Here is a 20,648-nt window from a genome sequence, read left to right on the forward strand (position 1 = left end):
GAAACACGGATCACCCCGCGCACGCCCTCCCATGACCTCCTTCAGCCTGATCCCCTCCGACATCTCGACCAGCATCGCGCTCGCGATCTGTGCGATCGCCTTCGTGTCGGGCACGGCGCGCGGCTTCTCGGGCTTCGGCTCGGCGCTGATCTTCATGCCGCTCGCGAGCAGCGTCGCGGCGCCGCGGCTGGTGGCGGCGCTGCTGCTCGTCATCGACTTCATCGCCGCCACGCCGCTGCTGCCGAACGCCTGGACCCATGCCGACCGCAAGGCGACCGCGGTCATGGTCGCCGGCGCGCTGGTCGGCGTCCCTATCGGCACCTATTTCCTGACCGTGCTCGAGCCTGTCACGACGCGCTGGATCATCTCCTGCTTCGTCGCGGCGCTGCTCGCACTGCTGCTGTCGGGCTGGCGCTATCACGGCAAGGAGCACGTCGCCCTCTCCGTCGGCGTCGGCGGCCTCTCCGGCTTCTGCAGCGGCCTCGCGCAGACCGGTGGACCGCCGATCGTCGCCTACTGGCTGGGCCGCCCGATCTCGTCGGTGATCTCGCGCGCCAATATCGTGCTGTTCTTCGGCGCCTCGGACTTCTTCTCGCTGGTCAGCTACTGGTTCACCGGCTTGATCACGATCGAATCGGTCAAGTTCTCGCTGATCGTCGGCCCGATCTACGGCATCGGCGTCTGGTTCGGCGCCGCGCTGTTCGGCAAGGCGAGCGAAAAGGTGTTTCGCGCGATCTGCTACGCGCTGATCGCCGCGGCCGTCATCGTCGGCCTGCCGGCGCTTGATGGCATCTTGCGCGGCGGCTAGGGTCGCAGCACCCAAAAGAGACCAGGGAGACACCGATGATCGATCGCCGCAATGCATTGAAACTGGCGCTCTGCAGCGCCGCCGTGCTCGCGGCGCCTCACGTGCGCGCGCAAACCGACAAGGCGCGGACCCGCATCGTGTTCCTCGGCACCAAGGGCGGGCCACGCGTCGGCAACGGCGCTTCGAACCCCGCCAATCTCGTCGTCGTCAACGACACCCCGTTCGTGATCGATTGCGGCATGGGCGTCAGCCGCCAGCTTGTGCGCGCGGGCGTGCCGATCCCGCAGGTCAAGTACATCTTCATCAGCCACCATCATTCCGATCACAATCTGGAATACGGCAATCTGTTCTACAACGCCTGGGCGGCCGGCCTCTCGACGCCGATCCATTCGTTCGGCCCCAAGGGCATCGAGGCGATGACCAAAGAATATTGGGAGCTGAACAAGTTCGACGTCGAGACCCGGATCGAGGACGAAGGCCGCCCGGACCCGCGCAAGCTGCTGATCGCGAAAGACATCAGCGACGACGGCGTGGTGCTGAAGACATCGGATGTCACCGTCACCGCGTTCCGCACGCCGCACCCGCCGATCACGGATAACTTCGCCTACAAGTTCGAGACCCCGGACGGCACCATCGTGTTCTCCAGCGACACCGCCTACAACCCGAAGCTCGCCGAGTTTGCCAAGGGCGTCGACGTACTGGTGCACGAATGTCTTTACGTCCCCGCGGTCGATCGTCTGGTTGCCACGACCAAGAACGGCGCCACGTTGAAGAAGCATCTGCTCGACAGCCACACCTCGACCGAGGATGTCGGCCGCATCGCAGCCGCCGCCGGCGTGAAGACGCTGGTGCTCAGTCACTTCGTCCCCGGCGACGATCGGCAGGTCACCGATGATGACTGGACGAGGGACGTGAAGAAGAACTATTCCGGCCGCATCGTGGTGGCCAAGGATCTGATGGAGCTGAAGCTGCCGGTGTGATCGGACAAATCATGTCACGAGAATGCGGATGTGTGACCACCGGCCGCACAACGTCTTCGGTGTCGTCCCAGCGAACGCAGGGACCCATAACCACGAATAGTTATTGCTGAACGATGGTGGAACGACGAGTCCCGATCACAACATCTGCTGCGGCGTATGGGTCCCTGCTTTCGCAGGGACGACACCTTTTGTGCGGCAGCACTCGCCACCAAATCACCGCACACACCACGGTAGGCCGACCACGCTCAACCGTCTCCTCTCACGATCATCAATTCATCGCCCCGGAGCGAGGCGACGTGCGGCGCTTGTGTTTTGCGGCGGGCGCTGCGGGCGCCGGTGTCGCTTCCTTCGCCCCGCCGATCCTGCGCAGCGCGGCGTCGGCGGCGCGCTCGCCGCTGTCCCAGGCGCCGTCGATCGTGCCCCACAGCGTTTCGTGGGTGGCCTCGCCCGCGAGATACATCGCGCCGATCGGCTCGGCCAGGATCCGGCGCGAGAATTGTGCGCCGGGTGCAGCGGCCGACATCGCGCCCATAATGAAGGGCTGTGCATTCCAGCGCGTCGCGCTGGTCTTCTTCACGGCGGCGCCGACCTCGCTGCCATAGAGCTTGGTCAGCCATTCCGCCGCGAAAGCCGACATCGCCTGCTCGCCCTGCGCCGACAGGTCGCGGCCGAACGAGCCCGCGACGTCGATCGTGCACAGCGAGGAGCCCGCGATATTGCCGTAGAGTAGCGCCGTCTTGGTCGAATTGCTCTGCTCGATGATGACGTCATCGCGCGACAGCCCGAGCGGATTGCCGGGAATCTGCAGCGCGATGCGATCGTAACTGCCGAGGCTGAGCTTGGCGGCGGCATCGAGCGTGCGCTTCGGAAGCTCCGGTGCGAACTTGATGTTGCCGCTCGCAAGCACGTTGCTCGACACGGTGACGATGGCGGCGCGCGCGGTGATCTTGCCGGAGGGCGTCTCGACCATGACGTCGCGATTGCTCCACAGGATACGCTGCGCCGGCGTCGACAGCGCCAGCGGCAGCCCCTCGCCGAGCTTTGCGATCAGTGCACCGAGCCCCTGCCGGCAGGCGATCGCGGTGTTGCGATCCTGCGCACGCACCTTGTCGACGGCGGAAAGATCCTTCAGATCCTTGCCGCAGAAATTGGGCCCGAGCAGGAATTCCGCGGTGCCGGCCCAATCGCCGAGGTCCTTCGGCATCGCCGCGGCGCAGGCGATATCGGCCTTGCGCGCAGCGTCGTCGATGGCGCGATTGGCGCGCACCAGCGCCGCCAAAAACTCCTCGGTCTCGCCGGGACGGGCGTAGCGCCGGCCGATGCGAATCTTTTGCCCCGCAGGCGCCGTGACGATGTCGAGACCCGCGGAGCGGGCCAGCCGGATCATCGGATTGGTTTCGGGATTGTGCATCCAGCGCGCGCCGCGGTCGAACGGCACGCCGAATGTCGACGCGTCGGTCTGGCAGCGACCGCCGACCTGGCCCGCCGCCTCCACCACGATCACCTTGCGGTTGGCGGCAACGATCCGGCGCGCCGCAGCGATACCTGCGGCCCCTGCACCGATCACGACGATATCGGCCTCGCGCGGCGGCGGCGCCGCAAGCACCCGGCCGCCCAGCGCGGGCGCCAGCGCGAAAGCCGCGGACGCCGACAGGAAATCGCGGCGGGTCACTGTCATGACATAGCTTCTGGCATGGTTTCCGGGGACTTGCGGAGAACGGGAACGCTTCGCGAACTGTGCCGCATCTCACCGACCGCAGCAACCATCATGGTAAATCAATCATGATTGATCCGCCGATGGCATGAACTAAATTGCAACAGCTTGCGACCATGATTAAGTGAAACACAAGCGGTCACAGAACCGCTGGGGGGGGGGAATCCATGGGCCTAATGCTCGATACCGTCGGTAAATGGATCGCGGGGTACCTGCAGAAGGAAGTCCCCGGTTACGAGCCGTTCACGCCGAGCGACCCGGACCATCTGCGGAGCATCATGCAGCCCGGCGACGTGCTGCTGGTCGAAGGCAACAACCGGATTTCGGGCATCATCAAATACCTCACGCAGTCGACCTGGTCGCACGCGGCGCTGTTTGTCGGACCGATCGACGGCGCGTTCGAGCCGGACGGCGAACAGCATGTGCTGATCGAGGCCAATATCGGCGAGGGCGTGACCTCCGCGCCGCTGTCGAAATATCTCGCCTATCACACCCGCCTCTGCCGTCCGGTCGGCCTGTCGTTCGAGGACCGCACCACGGTGTGCCGCTACGCCATCAACCGCATCGGCTTCGGCTACGACACCAAGAACATCGTCGATCTCGCGCGCTATCTGTTTCCGCTGCCAATCCCGCAGCGCTGGCGCCGCCGCATGATCGCGTTCGGCTCCGGCGATCCGACCAAGATCATCTGCTCGGCGCTGATCGCGCAGGCCTTCGACGCCGTGCGCTATCCGATCCTGCCCAAGATCACGCGCGCCGCCAGCCGCAAGGCGCGACGCGAGATCCTGCATATCCGCGATTCCTCGCTCTACATGCCGCGCGACTTCGACATCTCGCCCTATTTCGAAGTCGTCAAACCCACCATCGTGCACGGTTTCGACTACACGGCCCTGCACTGGGCCGACAAGCAGAAGCCGCTCCAGGAGGTGGCGGGCGAGTTCGGTGTGTTTCCAGAACGTAAGTCGCCGCCGCTTGTTCCTGAAGCGACTGACGAAGAGGCGCCGCTTCCGGCTGCGGAAATGACCGCCGAAGGTCACGCGCCGGTGTGACGATCAGAATGTTGCCGCAAGCGTCAGCCGAACGGCAAGCGGCTCGGCAGGATGCACATGGCGGTCGGCGACGCCATCGACCGGTTCGCCCGGCAGCCGCGACAGATAGTAGTATTCGATCTGGTTGGTTTGCGCGTTGAAGAGATTGAGGACGTCGAGCTGCAGCCGCATCCCGTTGTCGAATTTATAGCCGGCGCGGGCGTTGACGATGAATGACGATAGCGAGCGCACGCTGTCGTCCTCGATCAGCGGGCGCGGGCCGAAATAGCGGGCGCGCAGGCTGCCGAACCAGCCGGTGTCGCGGCCGAAGGTGACGCCGCCACTGGCAACCCACGCCGGCGCACCCGGAATGAAATCGCCGGCCGGATCGACATCCGTGAAGCGGCCGCGGGTATAGGCGAGATCGAAATCGAGGCTCATCCACGGCAAGAGCTTGTACTGGTTGGTCCACTCGACGCCGACCCGCCGGCTCGGCCGGCTCGGCTCCGTGGTGCCGGCATCGCCGACGAACAGCAGTTCGGAATCGAAGTCGAGCACGAACACGGCGAGCGACGAGGTGAGACCGTCGATCACCCTGGTGCGGATACCGAGCTCGGCGCCCTTCGAGCGCACCAGCAGCGGCACGCGATCGAGCGGCGTCACCTTGTCATTGGGATCGACGGTGATGGTCGCACCCCTGATGTCGTTGGAATGCAGGCCGAAGCCGGCATTGCCGTAGAACTCGGTCTTGTACCATGGGCCAAGCACGATGCCGGCCTTCGGGCTCGTCAGCGCCGCCTGCGCGTTGCCGGAATTCTGCGGCGTGTCGCTCAGCACGTGGCCGGCGAAATAATCCTCGCGAATGCCGACCGTGGTGCGCAGCCAGTCGGTCCAGCGTGCGGTGCTGTCGGCCCACAGCGCGACACTGCCTTCCTGGACCTGATCATTGCGCACCGTGGACAGGATCTCGCGCTGCACGGTCTTGAACAGGCTGACATTGATGTCGTCGTAGCGGGTCTGCACGCCGACCCGCGTCTGGGTATCGATGCCGGCGACGCGGACATCGACGGCGTGGCTGGCATCAAGGCCGTAGACGGTACGCCTGTCGGTCTGGCTGAACTGGTCGCCATTGACGGGGTCATCGAGGAAATAGGTGAAATCGTTGTAGAGCTGCAGCGACGAGCGGATCACATAGGCGTTGAGCTTGGTCTGCCCGTAGTCGCTCGACTGCGCCCAATTGCTCGACAGGCTGAAGCGGCCGGCGGTGCCGCCATCGGTCGGATTGAGCGTGCCATAACGGCCGATCAGGCCCTGGTCGATCGCACGCTGCGCGACCTGGTCGGTCGAATTCCAACCATTGGAATAGGCCATCGCGGTCAGCGAGAAACCGTCGGTCGCGGTGCCCTGACTGTAGCGCAGCACGCCGTTGAGCTTGCGGATATCGTCGGGTACGTCCCACGGGCCGTTGTATTTGTTGGCCTCGAAGGCAGCGAGCAGCGTTCCGTCGCCGACGCGCGTCGAGCCCGCGGCCAGCGCGCGCTGATAGCCGAAGCTGCCGGCGGTCAGTTCCACGATGTTCTTCGAAAGCCTGTCGAGATAGTTGATGTCGACGGCACCAGCGGAGGCGAAATCGCCCTTGTCCGCATAGTACGGGCCCTTGCGGACATCCATCGATTGGATGAGTTCCGGGATCAGGAAGTTGATGTCGGCATAGCCCTGGCCGTGACCATGGGTCGGCATGTTGACCGGCATGCCGTCGACGGTGATGGCGAGATCGGTGCCGTGATCGAGATTGAAGCCGCGCAGAAAATATTGATTGGCTTTGCCCTCGCCGGAATGCTGGGTGACGATCAGGCCCGGCACCGCTTCAAGAACTTCGCCGACGCGCGAGATCGGCCGCGCGTTCACTTCGTCGCCGCTGATCTGCAGCGCGCTGGCCGCGGTCGGCTGCAGAGTGGACGCAGGTACGGTCGCCGAGCCGCCGGTAATGCCGCTGGTCGCAGCGGTGGATTGGCGCGGTTGCGGTGCTACCGGCTTGCGGCCGGTGGCGGCATGGCGCGGACGTTGCGACGGCTTGGCGTGTTTGGGCGAGGCCTGGTCGGGCGACGTCACCATGACCGGCGGCAACTGCTCGGTCGTGGCGGCGACGGTCTGCGCTTCGGCGACCGGCGCGAATGCTGCAATGGATGCGGCGGCGGAAAATATCCGCCATGCAGTACGACGCAACGCCCATGCCCTCGCATGATACCTGTTACAGTCACGCGACGACCGCACCAGTCCAACCAACCCGGCAAAGCGACGCTAGCAAGCGCAGTATGACGTTACAAGAAAAATGTCATACCGCCGGGCAATCGAGCCACCACGGATAAGCCATGCAACGCATCACCATCACCATCGAGGATGATCTGCTCGCGGAGATCGACGCCGCCGCCGAGGCGCGCGGCTATCAGAACCGCTCCGAGATCATCCGTGATCTCGCACGCGCCGGCTTGCAGCAGAGCGCGGAAAACGCGCCGTCAGGGCAATGCGTCGCGGCGCTGGTCTATGTCTACGATCACGCCGCGCGCGACCTGTCGAAGCGGCTTGTGCAGAATTTCCACGGCCATCACGACCTGTCGCTGGCGACGCTGCACGTCCATCTCGACGACGACAGCTGCATGGAGGTGACGGCGCTGAAGGGTGCCAGCAGCGAGGTCCGCCACCTCGCCGATCACGTCATCGCCGAACGCGGCGTGCGTTACGGCCGCGTCGTGATGATCCCGACCGCGCCGGACAAGAAGCCGCGCAAGCGGGGGCATGGGCACGATTGAGGTTTCGTAGCCCGGATGAAGCGCAGCGCAATCCGGGGCCCTGGTGCCGCGAACGAAGTGTCCCGGATTGCGCTTCGCTCCATCCGGGCTACCAAACGAATACGCTACGCCGCCTTCGCCTTGGTGCCACGCGGCAGGCCGGCGCGGGCGAGGCCGCCATAGAGCGCCTCGTTCGGCATCTCCGATTTCAGGATCGCGCGCACCTCGACTAGGCGATCGAGATCGATGCCGGTCGGAAATCCCTTGCTCTCGCAGAGGAAGACGAGGTCCTCGAACACGACATTGCCGGTGGCGCCGGGCGCGAACGGGCAGCCGCCGAGGCCGCCGAGCGAGCCGTCGAGCACGCGGGCGCCCTCGTCGAGCGCGGCGGACGCATTCGCGATGCCCATGCCGCGGGTGTCGTGCAGGTGGACGCAGACCGGCTTCGATCCGGCGATCTTCACCGCGCCCCGCGTCAGCTCGCCGACCTGCTTCGGCCCGGCATAACCCACCGTGTCGGCAATCGCGACCATGTCGACGCCGACCTCGTAGAGCTTCTCGGTAAGGCGCAGCACCTCGTTCGGATCGACGGCGCCGACGATCGAGCAGCCCAGTGCCATCGAGATCGCGGCATTGACCAGCGGCTTGTGCGGGCTGGCGTCGCGCAACTCGCAGAGCCGCCTGATGTTCTCGATCGCCGATTCGCGCGAGCGGTTGGCATTGGCCTGGCTGTGCTCCTCGGTCGCCGATACCACCGAGGCGATCTCGGCGACGCCGGTGGCCAGCGCCTCGTTGACGCCGCGCTCGTTCAGCGCCAGCGCGACCCCGTGCGCGCCGGGCAGCGCGGCAATGGTGGCGACCACGTCGCGGACATCGACGAATTGCGGGAAGGTCTTGGCCGGCAGGAACGAGCCGACCTCGAAATGCCGGACGCCGGCGGCGTATTCGTCGCGCACCCAGCGCTGTTTCGCCGCGGTCGACGGGAACGTCTTCACGAGCTGCAGCCCGTCGCGCAGGCCGACTTCGCGCAGGGTCACCTTGTCGCTCGGATAGATATCGTGGACGCGGGTCATGTCAGCCTCACGCAGCGTTTCCGGTTGATGAAATCTTCTGTTGTGCGAGCTCGGCGCGCACCGCCTCGGTATCGGCGCCAAGCACCGGCACCTTCAGGCCTTCGCCGATATTGCGGCCGTTCCATTCGAGCGGCAGCGCGGGAACACGGAACGGCTTGCCGTCGGCGTTCAAATTGTTGACCAGCCCGCCGGGACGCAGCACATGCGGATCCTGCAGCAGATCCTCCGGCCGGTTGATCGGCGAGAAGCAGATATTGAGCGCATCGAGCCGCGCCGAAAGGTCCGCCACGTTCCAGCCCTTGATCACCTCGGCGACGCGCGGAATGATCCGGTCGCGCGCCATGATGCGGTCCGTGGTCGAGCGCAGCGTCGGATCGTCGGCGAATTCCGTGAGGCCGAACTCGCGGCAGAAGCTCTGCCAATGACCTTCGGTGACGACGCCGATGAAGATGCGATCGCCGCCGGCGGCATCGAAGATGTCGTAGATCGGCCAGGCATGCTCGCGTTCCGGCATCGAGCGCGGCTTGCGGCCGGTCATCTCGTACTCGACCATGTGCTGGGCGACCAGGAACAGGCAGTTCTCGAACAGGCCGATGCGGATGTCGGCGCCATCAGCCTTGCCGCCGCGCTTCTGATAGAGCGCGGCGAGGATCGAGATCACCCCGAACATGCCGCCCATGATGTCGTTGGCGGAGGACCCGACGCGCTGCGGCTTTTCGCGCGTGCCGGTCATCGCCGCGAGCCCCGACATCATCTGCACGACTTCGTCGAGCGCCGGCCGATGATCATAGGGACCGGACAGAAAGCCCTTGTGGCCGGCGATGATCAGCTGCGGATATTTTTGGCGAAGCTCCTCGGCGCCAAGCCCCTGCTTGTCGAGCTGACCGTCGCGAAAATTCTCCAGGAACACGTCGGCGCTGGCAAGCAGCCGGTGCATGGTGTCGCGGTCCTCGGGCTTGGCGAAGTCGAGCACGACGCTGCGCTTGCCGCGGTTGAACAGCGGGAAGAACGAGACCCCCATGCCGCCGAGCGAACGGGTCTTGTCGCCGGCGGGCGGTTCGACCTTGATCACCTCGGCGCCGAGTTGCGCCAGGATCATGCCGCAGGTCGGCCCCATCACCATGTGGGTCATCTCGACGACCCTCACGCCTTCCAGCGGCAGTCCGTTGCCGGTCATCGGTTTCTCCGTGCTCGTTGCGCTCTTGTTCTGACGCGTTTCTCCACGCGAACCGGTAGCCACTTCGCTCGAAAACGCATTGTGATCGGCGCAGGTTAGGCTTCCGCACGCTATCTGAAAAATATAATCTGTCGAATAGTGTATTCGTGGTTCTAGAACGCTGAACCCTCATGGATTCGCGCCAGCTTCGCTATTTCATCGCGGTTTACGAGCAGCGCAACCTGTCGCGGGCGGCGGACCAGGCCAACGTCGCGCAATCCGCGCTCAGCCATCACATCGCCAATCTCGAGGCGGAATTCGCCACGCCGCTGTTCGAGCGCAAGCCTCGCGGCATGGAACCGACCGCGGCGGGCGAGCGGCTCTATGAGCATGCCCGCATCATCCTGCGCGCGATGGCGGCGGCGAGCGCGAAATCAAGGAAGGCGCCAGCGTCATCGCCGGCGACATCTCGATCGGCATGGCCAATTCCGGGATGAAGGCGATCGGCGTGCCGCTGATGCGGACCGTGCTGACGAAATATCCGAACCTGAAGCTGTCGCTGACCGAGAGTCTCTCCGGCGCGACGCTGCTGCATCTGCTGAGCTCCGAGGTCGACCTCGCGCTGGTCTACAATCCGCCTTCGGACAAGGACCTGATCGCCGAGCCGGTGCTGGAGGAACAGATGTTCTGCGTCGGCACCGAGAAGCTGATCGGCAAGAAAACGCCAATTCCCTTTGAAGAAGTGACGCGGCTGCCCCTGATCCTGTTGCGATACGGACTATCGGCGCGCGCGCTGCTGGATGACCCCGTGCTGCTGAAGCGTCTCGAGGCCAACGCGATCATGCATCTCAACTCGACCAGCGGCATGATCGGCGCGCTGACCGCGGGTTTGGGCTGCACGATCGCGACGACCCATTTCGTCAGCGAGCCGTTGAAGGCCCGACTGCTGGTCGCGCGCGAAGTCATCGAACCAAAACTGACCCGCACCCTCTATCTTTGCCGCTTGCGCAACCGCCCGATGACCTACGTCATGGAGGAGATGTGCCGCCTGATCCGCGCCCTGATCGCAGACCAGGTGGGCCGCGGCGCCTGGGAGGCGACGCTTCTGATCTAAGGCGCTTTCAAGCGAAGTAGGCACCGTTCGCGTGAAGCAGGCGCGTCAGAAACTGCGCCATCGAAAATATCGAACGATTCCTTCGATATGTTCGTCTGGATTTCTGGCTTCCGGCTGCCAAACATGCGCGACCGGTACGCCTTCGCAAGAAGGGCGGCCGTTGCACCATTCGGGGAGGATCATCATGAGCGCCGTCGAACTCGGCTCGGTCGCCGATCTCGCCACCACGACAAGCGGACCCGACGAGATTTCGCGACGGCTCGAGGCGCTGCCCACATCCGACTACGTCTGGCGGCTGGTGATCCTGCTCTCGCTCGGCGGCTGCTTCGAAATCTACGACCTGTTCTTTACCGGCTATATCGCGCCGGGCCTTGCCCGGAGCGGATTGATGACCACGACGACGCAGGCGTTCTTCGGCTTCTCCGGGATCGGCGCCTTCGTCGCGGCGACCTTCGCCGGCCTGTTCATCGGCACCTTCTGCCTCGGCTTCCTCGCCGATCGCTTCGGGCGCAAGGCGGTCTTCACCTGGTCGCTGCTGTTCTACAGCGCCGCATCGGTGATCATGGCGTGCCAGACCACACCTGGCGGCCTGCTGCTGTGGCGCTTCATCGCCGGGATCGGGATCGGCATCGAGGTCATCACCATCGACGCCTATATCACCGAGCTGGTGCCGAGCTGGATGCGCGGCCGCGCGTTTGCGATCAACCAGGCGGTGATGCTGTCGGCAGTGCCGATCGTCGCCGCACTTGCGTGGTGGCTGGTGCCGCTCTCGCCGCACGGCATCGACGGCTGGCGCTGGGTCGTACTGATCGGCGCCGCCGCCAGCATGATCATCTGGGTATTGCGACTCTACGTTCCGGAAAGCCCGCTCTGGCTGGCCCGCCATGGCCGCGCTGCCGAGGCCGAGACGATCATGCGGACGCTCGAGGCCGCATCGCCGACGGCGGCGCCGCGCCCGACCGCCACGGCCGCGATGATACCGGCACGTGCGCCGGCCGAGACCGGCTATGCCGACCTGTTCAGGCCGCCCTACGTCTCGCTGGTGGTGCTGTTCATGATCTTCAACCTCTGCCAGGCGTTCGGCGTCTACGGCTTCTCCAACTGGGTTCCGGCGCTCTTGGTGCAGAAGGGCATCAACGTCACCAAGAGCCTGCAATATTCCTTCATCATCGCCTTCGCCTATCCGCTCGCGCCGCTCCTGGCCGCAACCTTCGCCGACCGCTTCGAGCGCAAATGGATCATCTGCGGCGCGGCCGCGGCGATCTCGGTGTTCGGCCTCGCCTTCTCGCAGCTCACCGAGCCGGTGCTGCTGATCGCCAGCGGCGTGCTGGTGACGGGAGCCAACATGACGCTGTCCTACGCCTATCACGCCTACCAGACCGAGGTGTTCCCGACCGCGATCCGGGCGCGCGCCGCGGGCCTCGTCTATTCGATGAGCCGGCTCAGCGCGACCTTCTCCGGCTTCATCGTGGCGTTCATGCTGAAGGAGGCCGGCGTCGGCGGCGTGTTCGGCCTGATCACCGCGGCGATGGTCATCGTGATCATTGCTATCGGTGTCTGGGGGCCGAACGTCCGCGGCAGGCCGCTCGACGCCTAGAGCAATTCGCTCGAAAACGCTCTCACCGCGGCACAAACGGCACTTGCCGAAGCCATATTGGGTGTCTACCTCTCGCGGGTCATTTGTGCAGAGGTAGCCCAGTCATGTTAGCCGCCGCCGTCAAGGCGCTTTCGCAAATCCTGTCGCCGCCGATGCGCTCGATCCTGTGGCGCTCGATCGGGCTTGCGCTGGTGCTGATCACCGTGCTGGCGATCGGATTGCAGCGGCTGCTGAGCTGGTTTGCCGACACTGGCGAGGTCTGGGCCGAAGGCATGCTCGGCCCCAACTTCCATTCCACGCTGCACGTGCTGTCCTGGATCGTCTCGATCTCGGCGGGCCTTGGCGTCGTGCTCGGCGGCATCTTCCTGATGCCCGCGATCACCTCGCTGGTGGCGAGCCTGTTTGTCGACGACGTCGCCGACCATGTCGAGCGCGAGCATTATCCGGCCGACCATCCCGGCGTGGCGCTGCCGGTCACGCTCGCGACGATCGAGGGCGTCAAGACCGCGCTGCTGACGATCCTGGTCTATCTGGTCGCGCTGCCGTTCGTGCTGTTCGCGGGCGCGGGCTTCATCATCTTCTTCATCGCGACGGCCTGGCTGCTCGGCCGCGAATATTTCGAGCTTGCCGCGATGCGGTTCCGCTCGCCGGCGGATGCCAAGGCGATGCGCAAGGAGAACGCGGCGACAGTGTTTACCGCGGGCCTGTTCATCGCGGCCTTCGTCTCGATCCCGATCGTCAATCTGGCGACGCCGCTGTTCGGCATGGCCTTCATGGTGCACATGTACAAACGGCTGTCGGGCCCGCGGCGCGAGCTGATCGAGCCGGCGCGGCGAACCAACGTGTCCTCGGTCTAGGTGGTATCCGGAAGCACGGGCAGCGATGCCGGTACCCGATCGCTTGCGAATGGCACGAGCAGCAGTCCGACGATCGCCACGCAGGCGAGCATCGCCCATGCCTCGTTGACGGTGAGTGCGAGCGACGCCCGTTCGACCAACGGCCGGATGAACGCCACCGTGGCGTCGTCCGGCAGACCCGGCGGGCGGTCGATCAGCAACTTCGGATCGAGCCCGATCGCCTGCGCCGCGGTGACATCCCCCGCCAGCAGCCGCACGCGGAAATCCTCGCCATAGATCGGGCTTCGCCCATAGAGGATGGTATCGATCAGGGCGATCCCGATCGCGCCGCCCAGATTGCGCATCAGATTGAACAGTCCGCTGGCGTCGGCGATGTCCGCCTCCGGCAGGGCGCCCAGCGCAATGCGCGTCGGCGGCAGGAGGCAGAACATGATCGCGACGCCGCGGACGACCTGCGGCCAGAACATCTCGCCAAAATCCGCCGTGCGCGGCTGAATGGCGCTCCAACCGAGGCCGAGCGCGAACAAGGCGAAGCCCGCGCCGGTCAACTGCCGCGCGCCGACGCGGCTTTCGAGGACCGCCGCGAGCGGCGCGGCGACGAGCTGCGCAACCCCCGTGACCAGCATGATCGTGCCGATCTCGAAGGCGTCGTGGCGGCGGACGAAACCGAGGAATACCGGCATCAGATAGGTCGATCCGTACAGGCCAACGCCGAGGCAAAAGCTCAGTGCGCAACCGATCGCGAACGGACGCCGCCTGAAAAGCGTCAATTGCGCGATCGGATAGGCCGCGCGGAGCGTGCGCCGGATCAGTAGCATCAACCCCGCGATGCTTCCGATCAGCAGGCCGAGGCAAGGCATCGAGGCCCAACCGCGTTGCGGCGCTTCCTTCAGACCGATCATGAAGCTTGCGAGCGTCGCCGCGAGCAGGACAAGCGACCATTTATCCAGTCTGGAGAACGCCCGAAGCTGCACGCCTTCCTTCGGAAGCAGCGACGGCGTGACCGAGGCTGCCACCGTTCCCGGAACCAGATTGATCAGGAACAGCCACGGCCAGGACCAGGTCTGCGTGATCCAGCCGCCGACGACGGGTCCAACGGTCGGCGCGAGCACCGCGACGACGCCGCCGATCGTGGTGGCCACCGGGTGAAGCCGCGCCGGGAACAGCGTGAACACGGCGGAGAACACTGCGGGAATCAGGACGCCGCCGGAAAATCCCTGCAGCACCCGGAATGCCAGCAGCGCGGCAAAGCCGCCGCTGAGGGCGCAGCCGACCGACGCGACGGTGAACAGGCTCACGGCAAGCGCGAACAGCCATCGCAACGACAGCGCATGCGTGAACAGGCCGGTCAGTGGGATCGCGATCACCTCCGCGATCAGATAGGCGGTCTGGATCCAGCTCATCGCCGCCGGCGAGATCGCAAGCGCGCGCTGGATCGTCGGCAACGAGGTTGCGACGACCTGGATGTCGAGAATCGCCATGAACATGCCGAAGCACATCAGGAGGAAGCCGGCCCAGGTCGCAACCGATGGGCTGTCGGTTCGGTGATCCGCCTTGCTCATGGCGTGCTTGTACGTGGCCAATCGGAAACGGATAGCGCGCGGTTCTCGATCCGAATCCGGACCGCAAGCACCGCGAGATTGAGGAGGGTGAACATCAGCGCCAATCGCGGCAGGTGGAGCGTGAGGGGCAGAAGCGCGATTTCACCGACCACGACGGCGTAGTTTGGATGCGGGAGATATCGGTACGGCCCGGATGCCACCAGCGGCGCGCCCGGCAGCACGACGATTCGCGTGGTCCATCGCGGCCCGAGCGCGACGAGGATCCATATCCGCAGGCCTTGCAGCACCAGAAAACCCGCCAGCGCGGCCAGGTTGACGTCCTGGTCGCGGCCCCAGATCCACAGCGCGGTCAGCCAGCCGGCGTGAACCAGGACAATGAGCGGGTAGTGATTGGCGCCGACCTCGACCGCGCCTCGCGCGAGAAGCCGCTCGGTGTTGCGACGTGACAGCACGAGCTCGCCGAGACGCTGCAGCGTGACCAGAGCGAGGATGACCGACGCGAAGCTCATGCCGCGTGCCTGAGCGCAACGCAGCTGAGCGTGAAGCCCGGCCCGAGCGCCGTGAGCAGCGAGCGCGGCGGCAATCCCTTGGCGCAGGCTCGTTCGAGAACAAAGAGAACCGTCGGGCCCGACATGTTGCCGCAAGCCGCGATGACGTCGCGTTCGTGATCGAGCGTGCCCTGATCGAGCGCGAGTGCCCGCTCCAGCGCGGCGATGACCTTGGCGCCGCCGGGATGGCAGAGGTAGCGGTCGACGTCATCGGCCGTCAGCTGCATCCGCGCGAGGATTTCGGCAACGGCCGGCCCAACATGGTCGCGGACGAAATCCGGAATGGTTCGCTGAAAGACCACGCCGAATCCTTCCGGATCGACCGTCCAGCCCATGATGTCGAGCGTATCCGGCCACAGCTTTTCGCCCGTCGCCTCGATCCGCGTCGCACCACCGTCGCCGGCGCGCAGCACGATCGCGGCCGCGCCATCGCCGAACAGGCTGGCCGCAACGATATTTGCCTTGGTGAGCTCGTCGTGCCGGACCGCGAGCGTGCAGAGTTCGAGCGCAACCAGCAGCACGTTCGCCCCCGGCCGTGCTTCGGCCAGCCGCGCCGCGATCGACAGGCCGGACACACCGCCCGCGCAGCCGAGGCCGAACACCGGCACGCGCGACACATCCGTCCGCAGTCCGAGCTTGCCGGCGACGCGCGCCTCCAGCGTCGGCGTGGCTATGCCCGTCGAGCACACCGTGACCACGATATCGATGTCACTGCCGGTCAGGTCGGCGCGCGCAATCGCCTTGCGCGCCACGTCGACGTACAGCGTCTCCGCGCCCTCGAGGAACGCCAGCGTTCGCTCCGGCCAGCCGCGCCGTTCGAGATACCATTCGATCGGCTTGACGCCGTAGCGATGCTGAATGCCGGTGTTGGCGAACAGGCTGGAGAGCGTCTCGAACTCGGCATAGCGGTCGGCGAGGAGATTGCGCGCGGCCTGCAGGACCTGTCCCTGATGGAATAGATGCGGTGGAACCGCCGTCGCCAGGGAAACAAGCGCGGCCGTCTGCTTTATCTCGATCATCGTGGCTCCATTTCCCCCGCTCTTGGAACCGCGCGATGAGCAAAATATTTCAACACGCCTGCGACATAGCGCGAGCGCGGTATTCACTATAAATTGACCCGGCGCCAATATCCGCGCCGCCTCTTCGCAAATCAGGAAGCGGTGGCGCCCAGCCTGCGCATCACGCTCTTCACCAAGCCGAGCGGCGCCGGCGACAACGGGCCCTGCGGCGCGCGCGTGATGAAGGCGACCAGGACCAGCGCCAGGATCGCAAGCCAAAAGCACAGCCAGAAGCCGTCGATATAGGCGAGCGTGTTGGCCTCGCGCTGCACCAGCGCCGCCAGCGTGCCGACGGCGCGCCCCGTAGCTGTCCCGATGCCATGGCCGGAAAATTCACCTGCCAGCCGCTGGAGCAGGTTCACGACGTCGATATCGCCGTTCTGCACGTGCTGTCCGAGATAGTTGGAATGGATCTGCTCGCGAACCCGCAGCCAGGTCCCCATCAGCGCGACGCCGATCTCGGCGCCGCCGAGGCGCATGATCTGGATATAGGCCGCGAACGCCGTCGCCCGCGAGGGATCGGAATTCGACAGTGCCATGATGATGATCGGCAGCAGCGTGAACGCCTGCCCGATCGACGCGAGCAGGACGATGCCGACAAAATCCTCGCGCGCCCAGACATGGCTGAGCTGCGTGCCCCAGAGATTGGCCGCCGCGAACGCCGAGAAGCCGAGCACCACGACGATGCGCGGATCGAGGTGGCGCAGCAGCAGAATCGAGATCGGCACCAGCACGAACATCGGCAGCGCGCCGTAGGTGAACAGCAGCACGCCCGACTGCTCCGGCCGCAGCGCGCCGACGGTGCCGAGGAAGTTCGGCACCAGCGACGAATTCGACAGGCTGGTCAGCGTGTACAGCAGGATGACGACCAGCGAGAGGCCTATATTGCGCGAGAACAGCACGTTGAAATGTGCCCAGGGCCGGCGCGCGACCATTTCGTTGATCATGAAGGCGACGATCAACAGCGCGCCGCCGATCAAGAGCGCCATCACCGTGCCCGACGACAGCCAGTCCAGCCGGTTGCCCTGATCGAGCCCGGCATAGACCATCGACACCCCGGCGCCGAGCAGCAGCATGCCGCCCCAATCGGCATGGTGCAGCAGGTCGCGATTAACCGGCTCGTTCGGCGTGCCGAGATACACCATCAGGCCCATCAGCGGCGCGATCACCACGCCCTGCCAATACAGCCACTGCCAGCCGAGATGCTCGACATAGAAACCGACCAGCGAGCTCGACGAGTCGAGCGCGAAGCCGACGCGGATCGAATACATCGCGATCGCCGGCAGCCACCATCGGATCGGCAGGTTGCGCAGGATGATCATCAGCGTCGCCGGCACGAAAGTGCCGAGCAGCATGCCGTGGGCGATGCTGAGCGCGATCAGCGTCGTGTAGTCGCGCACGAACGGGATAGTCAGCGAGACCACCGCATAGACCAGGCTCGGAATGCCGAGCACACGGCGCAGGCCGAACACGGTGGCGAGCCAGGCCACCGCAGGCGCGACGAAGATCTGCGAGCCGATGGCGGCCGTCGAGAGCCATGCGCCCTCGTCGAAGCTGAGCGAGAACGCGCCGCGCAGATCGGGCAGGCCGACCGAGGTCAGGCGGCTGTCGAAATTCGCCAGAAACGCACCGAGCAGCACGGCGACGACCGCGAACAGCGGATAGCGCGCGACGTCGCCGCGCGAGACCGGACCACGGTCGCGGTCGTCACTTTCCGCCATTGGCGGCCGCCTCGCCGGTATCGATCCGCGTGACCACCGACATGCCCGGCAGCAGGCGCTCGAGCAAGGGCTGGCCCTTGTCGAACTGGATCCGCACCGGGATGCGCTGCACCACCTTGGTGAAATTGCCGGTGGCGTTATCGGGCGGCAGCAGCGCGAATTGCGATCCGCTCGCCGGTGCGATGCGCTCGACGACGCCGCGCAGCTTCTGGCCCGCGAACGTATCCACGGTGACCTCGACCGGCTGGCCCGGCTTGACGTTGGTCAGCTGGGTCTCCTTGTAGTTGGCGATCACATAGACGTTCGGCAGCGGCACGACGTTGATCAGATTGGCGCCGATGTTGACGTAGTCGCCCGGCTGCACCTGGCGCTCGCCGGTGACGCCGTCGAACGGCGCGACGATCTTGGTGTAGCCAAGCTTGAGCTTGGCCGATGCCAGCAGCGCCTTCGCGGCGTCAAGGTCGGCGGCACGCTGCTTCTTGGTTCCTTGCAGAACCTCGAGCTGATGGCGCTGCGCCGCGATCACAGCGCGGCTGGCGCGTACGTCGGCCTCCGCCTTGGCATAAGATGCGGTCGCCTGCTCGAGCCGCTGCCGCGTGCCGGCGTCGGTTTGCGACAGCGACTGCTGACGCTCTTCCTCCTGACGTGCCAGGGTCTGCTGCGCCTCCGCGGACAGCCGCGCAGCTTCGGCCTGCGCGATGGTCGCATATTGCAGCTCGACCTGGTTGTTGAGGTTATCCAGCACGGCCTGGGCACCGACCACGCCGGCCTCGGCCTGCGCGACCTGCGCCTGGTAATCGGCGGGATCGATCTGCACCAGGAGATCGCCGGCCCTGACGCGCTGGAAATCGGAGACGGCGACGGTGAGCACCTCGCCGGACACGCGGCTGGAGAGCTGGGTCAATTCGGCGCGCACATAGGCATCATTGGTGGTCTGGATCGTGGCGCTGCCGACCCAGGCATCCCAGCGACTGGTCGCCACCGCGACGAACACCAGCGCGACGAGCACGGCAAACAGCGGAATCGCGAAGCGGCTCCAGAAGCCGCTTGCTGAAGATTGCGGCTTGGCGGGCGCCGCAGCAGGCGCGGTCTGGCTGGCGGGTGACGGACCATCTTCAACCTGCTCTGCCACACCGCACTCCCTCAATCACGCACCGGAACAACCGACAAACCTATCGCGCGAACCGGCATCCACTTCGCTCGAAAATGCTCTGATAGCACATGACGACGATCATGCCTCAGACGGTCTTTTCCGGCCACCGGCAGAGATCATTGATCAGACATACGTCGCAACGTGGACCGCGGGCGAGGCAGGTGTAGCGGCCATGCAGGATCAGCCAGTGATGGGCGTGCAGCATGAACTCGGTCGGGATCACCTTTTCCAATCCCAACTCGACCTCGAGCGGCGTCTTGCCGGGCGCGAGGCCGGTGCGGTTGCCGACGCGAAACACATGGGTGTCGACCGCCATCGTGTGCTCGCCGAATGCCATGTTGAGCACGACATTCGCGGTCTTGCGGCCGGCGCCGGGCAGCGATTCGATCTCGGCACGCGTGCGCGGCACCTCGCCGCCGAACTCGGCGATCAGCTTCTGCGACAGCGCGATGACGTTCTTCGCCTTGTTGCGATAGAGCCCGATGGTCTTGATGTAGTCGCGCACCCTGTCTTCGCCGAGCTCAAGCATCTTCTCCGGCGTGTCGGCGACCGCGAACAGCGCTCGCGTCGCCTTGTTGACGCCGGCATCGGTCGCCTGCGCCGACAGCACCACCGCAACCAGCAGCGTGTAGGGGTTGAGGTGCTCGAGTTCGCCCTTGGGCTCGGGATTGGCTTTGCGGAACCGGTCGAAAGCCTCGTAGACCTCCTCCGATGTCCATGGCTTCGGCTTTACGGTTCGCTTGGCGGCCTTCTTGGCCGCCTTCTTTGCCCCGCGTTTGGGCAGCAGCCTTGCCGCTTTCGCAGGCTTCTTCTTCGGTGCAGACCGAACGCTTGATGTGCTGGCGCGTTGAGAGCGGATGATTTTGGCCATGAACCGGATATACTGATACGTCATGACCGCAGGCAACGACTTTGATCCGGGCGAAGACCTCAGGGCCAATGACCTCGCGGCTGATGCCGCTGAGGCCGAGCCCAAACTGTTCTCGGCATTGCTGACGCCGCACCGCTCGCTGAATCGCACCGGCTTTATCGTGCTGATGTCGTTCGTCACCGTGGTCAGCTTCATTGCCGGCGCGGTGTTCTGGTGGCTCGGCGCCTGGCCGATCTTCGGCTTCTTCGGCCTCGACGCGCTGGTGATCTATTGGGCGTTCAAGGTCAATTTCCGCACCGCCAAGGCGAGCGAGGAGATCACCGTCACGGCGTCGGAACTGCGGGTGCGCAGGATCAGCCATCGCGGGCATGTGGCGGAATGGGTGCTCAATCCGCTCTGGGTACGGTTCGAACAGATCTCGCATGAGGAGTTCGGCATCGAGCGGCTTTATCTGGTCTCCCGGGGCCGCCGGGTCAGCGTCGGCAGCTTCCTGGGTCCGGACGAAAAGGCCAGCTTCTCCAAGGCCTTGACGGCGGCGCTCAACGCCGCGAAACGCGGCCCGACTTACAACCCCATCCACTAGGTCTTATTTGAGCATGATCTTTTCGGAAAACCGGTC

19 protein-coding genes are annotated in these 20,648 nt (G+C 65.3%); 9 read left to right on the forward strand and 10 right to left on the reverse strand.

All coding sequences use genetic code 11. The annotated features are described in order from the left end of the window. Window positions 1–31 precede the first annotated feature (31 nt). Both AKL29_RS06175 and AKL29_RS06180 read left to right on the forward strand, forming a co-directional pair. Window positions 32–808, forward strand: a complete 777-nt coding sequence (locus AKL29_RS06175) for a sulfite exporter TauE/SafE family protein (RefSeq protein WP_050383477.1) — start codon at window positions 32–34, stop codon at window positions 806–808. Window positions 809–843: 35 nt separating this feature from the next. Then, on the forward strand, window positions 844–1,788 hold the full coding sequence (locus AKL29_RS06180; protein WP_050383478.1) for an MBL fold metallo-hydrolase: 945 nt from the start codon (window positions 844–846) through the stop codon (window positions 1,786–1,788). A gap of 268 nt (window positions 1,789–2,056) precedes the next feature. Here AKL29_RS06180 and AKL29_RS06185 read toward each other — a convergent pair whose 3' ends face one another. After that, window positions 2,057–3,466: a flavin monoamine oxidase family protein gene (locus tag AKL29_RS06185; protein ID WP_050383479.1), complete on the reverse strand. Its 1,410-nt coding sequence runs from the start codon at window positions 3,464–3,466 to the stop codon at window positions 2,057–2,059. 203 nt (window positions 3,467–3,669) lie between these two features. Here AKL29_RS06185 and AKL29_RS06190 point away from each other — a divergent pair, with 203 nt between their 5' ends. Beyond that, window positions 3,670–4,551 carry a YiiX/YebB-like N1pC/P60 family cysteine hydrolase gene (locus tag AKL29_RS06190; RefSeq protein ID WP_050383480.1) on the forward strand — a complete coding sequence of 294 codons (882 nt, stop codon included), beginning with the start codon at window positions 3,670–3,672 and terminating at the stop codon, window positions 4,549–4,551. 3 nt (window positions 4,552–4,554) lie between these two features. Here AKL29_RS06190 and AKL29_RS06195 read toward each other — a convergent pair whose 3' ends face one another. Beyond that, window positions 4,555–6,645, reverse strand: a complete 2,091-nt coding sequence (locus AKL29_RS06195; protein WP_082190494.1) for a TonB-dependent receptor — start codon at window positions 6,643–6,645, stop codon at window positions 4,555–4,557. 257 nt (window positions 6,646–6,902) lie between these two features. Between AKL29_RS06195 and nikR the strand changes: the two genes are divergently transcribed. Beyond that, a complete protein-coding gene (gene nikR, locus AKL29_RS06200) occupies window positions 6,903–7,340 on the forward strand; it encodes a nickel-responsive transcriptional regulator NikR (protein WP_050383482.1) in 438 nt (145 codons plus the stop codon). Window positions 7,341–7,444: 104 nt separating this feature from the next. Here nikR and AKL29_RS06205 read toward each other — a convergent pair whose 3' ends face one another. Both AKL29_RS06205 and AKL29_RS06210 read right to left on the reverse strand, forming a co-directional pair. Continuing rightward, window positions 7,445–8,392 (reverse strand): beta/alpha barrel domain-containing protein, encoded by a 948-nt coding sequence (locus tag AKL29_RS06205; RefSeq protein WP_050383483.1) that lies wholly within the window; start codon window positions 8,390–8,392, stop codon window positions 7,445–7,447. A 7-nt stretch (window positions 8,393–8,399) separates the two neighbouring features. Beyond that, complete coding sequence (locus AKL29_RS06210; RefSeq protein WP_050383484.1) at window positions 8,400–9,569, reverse strand: CaiB/BaiF CoA transferase family protein; 1,170 nt, start codon at window positions 9,567–9,569, stop codon at window positions 8,400–8,402. Between the two features lie 170 nt (window positions 9,570–9,739). On the opposite strand from AKL29_RS06210, the gene AKL29_RS44460 reads away from it, so the two are divergent. From AKL29_RS44460 to AKL29_RS06225, 4 genes are all read left to right on the forward strand, one after another. Next, the gene (locus AKL29_RS44460; protein ID WP_244481778.1) at window positions 9,740–10,045 is read left to right on the forward strand and encodes a LysR family transcriptional regulator; all 306 of its coding nucleotides are present in this window, start codon (window positions 9,740–9,742) and stop codon (window positions 10,043–10,045) included. Then, window positions 10,027–10,662: a LysR substrate-binding domain-containing protein gene (locus AKL29_RS06215; protein WP_244481779.1), complete on the forward strand. Its 636-nt coding sequence runs from the start codon at window positions 10,027–10,029 to the stop codon at window positions 10,660–10,662. The genes AKL29_RS44460 and AKL29_RS06215 overlap by 19 nt, the downstream gene beginning before the upstream one ends. A 184-nt stretch (window positions 10,663–10,846) precedes the next feature. Next, the gene (locus tag AKL29_RS06220) at window positions 10,847–12,259 is read left to right on the forward strand and encodes an MFS transporter (protein ID WP_028335754.1); all 1,413 of its coding nucleotides are present in this window, start codon (window positions 10,847–10,849) and stop codon (window positions 12,257–12,259) included. A gap of 104 nt (window positions 12,260–12,363) precedes the next feature. Next, window positions 12,364–13,116, forward strand: coding sequence for a sulfate transporter family protein (locus AKL29_RS06225; protein WP_028335755.1), 753 nt, complete (start codon window positions 12,364–12,366; stop codon window positions 13,114–13,116). Here AKL29_RS06225 and AKL29_RS06230 read toward each other — a convergent pair. The 6 genes from AKL29_RS06230 to nth all read right to left on the reverse strand — a co-directional run bounded on the left by AKL29_RS06230 (window position 13,113) and on the right by nth (window position 20,029). Next, window positions 13,113–14,615 (reverse strand): DHA2 family efflux MFS transporter permease subunit, encoded by a 1,503-nt coding sequence (locus tag AKL29_RS06230; RefSeq protein ID WP_050383612.1) that lies wholly within the window; start codon window positions 14,613–14,615, stop codon window positions 13,113–13,115. The genes AKL29_RS06225 and AKL29_RS06230 overlap by 4 nt on opposite strands. A 59-nt stretch (window positions 14,616–14,674) precedes the next feature. Next, entirely contained in the window at window positions 14,675–15,187 is a 513-nt protein-coding gene (locus AKL29_RS06235) for an isoprenylcysteine carboxyl methyltransferase family protein (protein WP_050383485.1), read from the reverse strand. Further along, window positions 15,184–16,236: a type III polyketide synthase gene (locus AKL29_RS06240; RefSeq protein ID WP_152977460.1), complete on the reverse strand. Its 1,053-nt coding sequence runs from the start codon at window positions 16,234–16,236 to the stop codon at window positions 15,184–15,186. The genes AKL29_RS06235 and AKL29_RS06240 overlap by 4 nt, the downstream gene beginning before the upstream one ends. 140 nt (window positions 16,237–16,376) lie before the next feature. Beyond that, window positions 16,377–18,005: an MFS transporter gene (locus AKL29_RS06245; protein ID WP_050383487.1), complete on the reverse strand. Its 1,629-nt coding sequence runs from the start codon at window positions 18,003–18,005 to the stop codon at window positions 16,377–16,379. Then, window positions 17,992–19,137 (reverse strand): HlyD family secretion protein, encoded by a 1,146-nt coding sequence (locus AKL29_RS06250; protein ID WP_050383488.1) that lies wholly within the window; start codon window positions 19,135–19,137, stop codon window positions 17,992–17,994. Before AKL29_RS06250 ends, AKL29_RS06245 begins: the two co-directional genes overlap by 14 nt. 106 nt (window positions 19,138–19,243) lie before the next feature. Then, window positions 19,244–20,029 (reverse strand): endonuclease III, encoded by a 786-nt coding sequence (gene nth / locus AKL29_RS06255; RefSeq protein WP_050383613.1) that lies wholly within the window; start codon window positions 20,027–20,029, stop codon window positions 19,244–19,246. Between the two features lie 22 nt (window positions 20,030–20,051). Between nth and AKL29_RS06260 the strand changes: the two genes are divergently transcribed. Further along, window positions 20,052–20,612 (forward strand): DUF2244 domain-containing protein, encoded by a 561-nt coding sequence (locus AKL29_RS06260; protein ID WP_028335762.1) that lies wholly within the window; start codon window positions 20,052–20,054, stop codon window positions 20,610–20,612. The last annotated feature ends 36 nt before the right edge of the window (window positions 20,613–20,648 follow it).

Origin of the sequence: Bradyrhizobium pachyrhizi, from assembly GCF_001189245.1 — a bacterium.
GTDB lineage: Bacteria > Pseudomonadota > Alphaproteobacteria > Rhizobiales > Xanthobacteraceae > Bradyrhizobium > Bradyrhizobium pachyrhizi.

Coding starts and splice junctions, on each gene's coding strand:
- AKL29_RS06175 (WP_050383477.1), top strand. CDS start 32: ATGACCTCCTTCAGCCTGATCCCCTCCGACATCTCGACCAGCATCGCG.
- AKL29_RS06180 (WP_050383478.1), top strand. CDS start 844: ATGATCGATCGCCGCAATGCATTGAAACTGGCGCTCTGCAGCGCCGCC.
- AKL29_RS06185 (WP_050383479.1), bottom strand. CDS start 3,466: ATGACAGTGACCCGCCGCGATTTCCTGTCGGCGTCCGCGGCTTTCGCG.
- AKL29_RS06190 (WP_050383480.1), top strand. CDS start 3,670: ATGGGCCTAATGCTCGATACCGTCGGTAAATGGATCGCGGGGTACCTG.
- AKL29_RS06195 (WP_082190494.1), bottom strand. CDS start 6,645: ATGGTGACGTCGCCCGACCAGGCCTCGCCCAAACACGCCAAGCCGTCG.
- nikR (WP_050383482.1), top strand. CDS start 6,903: ATGCAACGCATCACCATCACCATCGAGGATGATCTGCTCGCGGAGATC.
- AKL29_RS06205 (WP_050383483.1), bottom strand. CDS start 8,392: ATGACCCGCGTCCACGATATCTATCCGAGCGACAAGGTGACCCTGCGC.
- AKL29_RS06210 (WP_050383484.1), bottom strand. CDS start 9,569: ATGACCGGCAACGGACTGCCGCTGGAAGGCGTGAGGGTCGTCGAGATG.
- AKL29_RS44460 (WP_244481778.1), top strand. CDS start 9,740: ATGGATTCGCGCCAGCTTCGCTATTTCATCGCGGTTTACGAGCAGCGC.
- AKL29_RS06215 (WP_244481779.1), top strand. CDS start 10,027: ATGGCCAATTCCGGGATGAAGGCGATCGGCGTGCCGCTGATGCGGACC.
- AKL29_RS06220 (WP_028335754.1), top strand. CDS start 10,847: ATGAGCGCCGTCGAACTCGGCTCGGTCGCCGATCTCGCCACCACGACA.
- AKL29_RS06225 (WP_028335755.1), top strand. CDS start 12,364: ATGTTAGCCGCCGCCGTCAAGGCGCTTTCGCAAATCCTGTCGCCGCCG.
- AKL29_RS06230 (WP_050383612.1), bottom strand. CDS start 14,615: ATGTGCTTCGGCATGTTCATGGCGATTCTCGACATCCAGGTCGTCGCA.
- AKL29_RS06235 (WP_050383485.1), bottom strand. CDS start 15,187: ATGAGCTTCGCGTCGGTCATCCTCGCTCTGGTCACGCTGCAGCGTCTC.
- AKL29_RS06245 (WP_050383487.1), bottom strand. CDS start 18,005: ATGGCGGAAAGTGACGACCGCGACCGTGGTCCGGTCTCGCGCGGCGAC.
- nth (WP_050383613.1), bottom strand. CDS start 20,029: ATGGCCAAAATCATCCGCTCTCAACGCGCCAGCACATCAAGCGTTCGG.
- AKL29_RS06260 (WP_028335762.1), top strand. CDS start 20,052: ATGACCGCAGGCAACGACTTTGATCCGGGCGAAGACCTCAGGGCCAAT.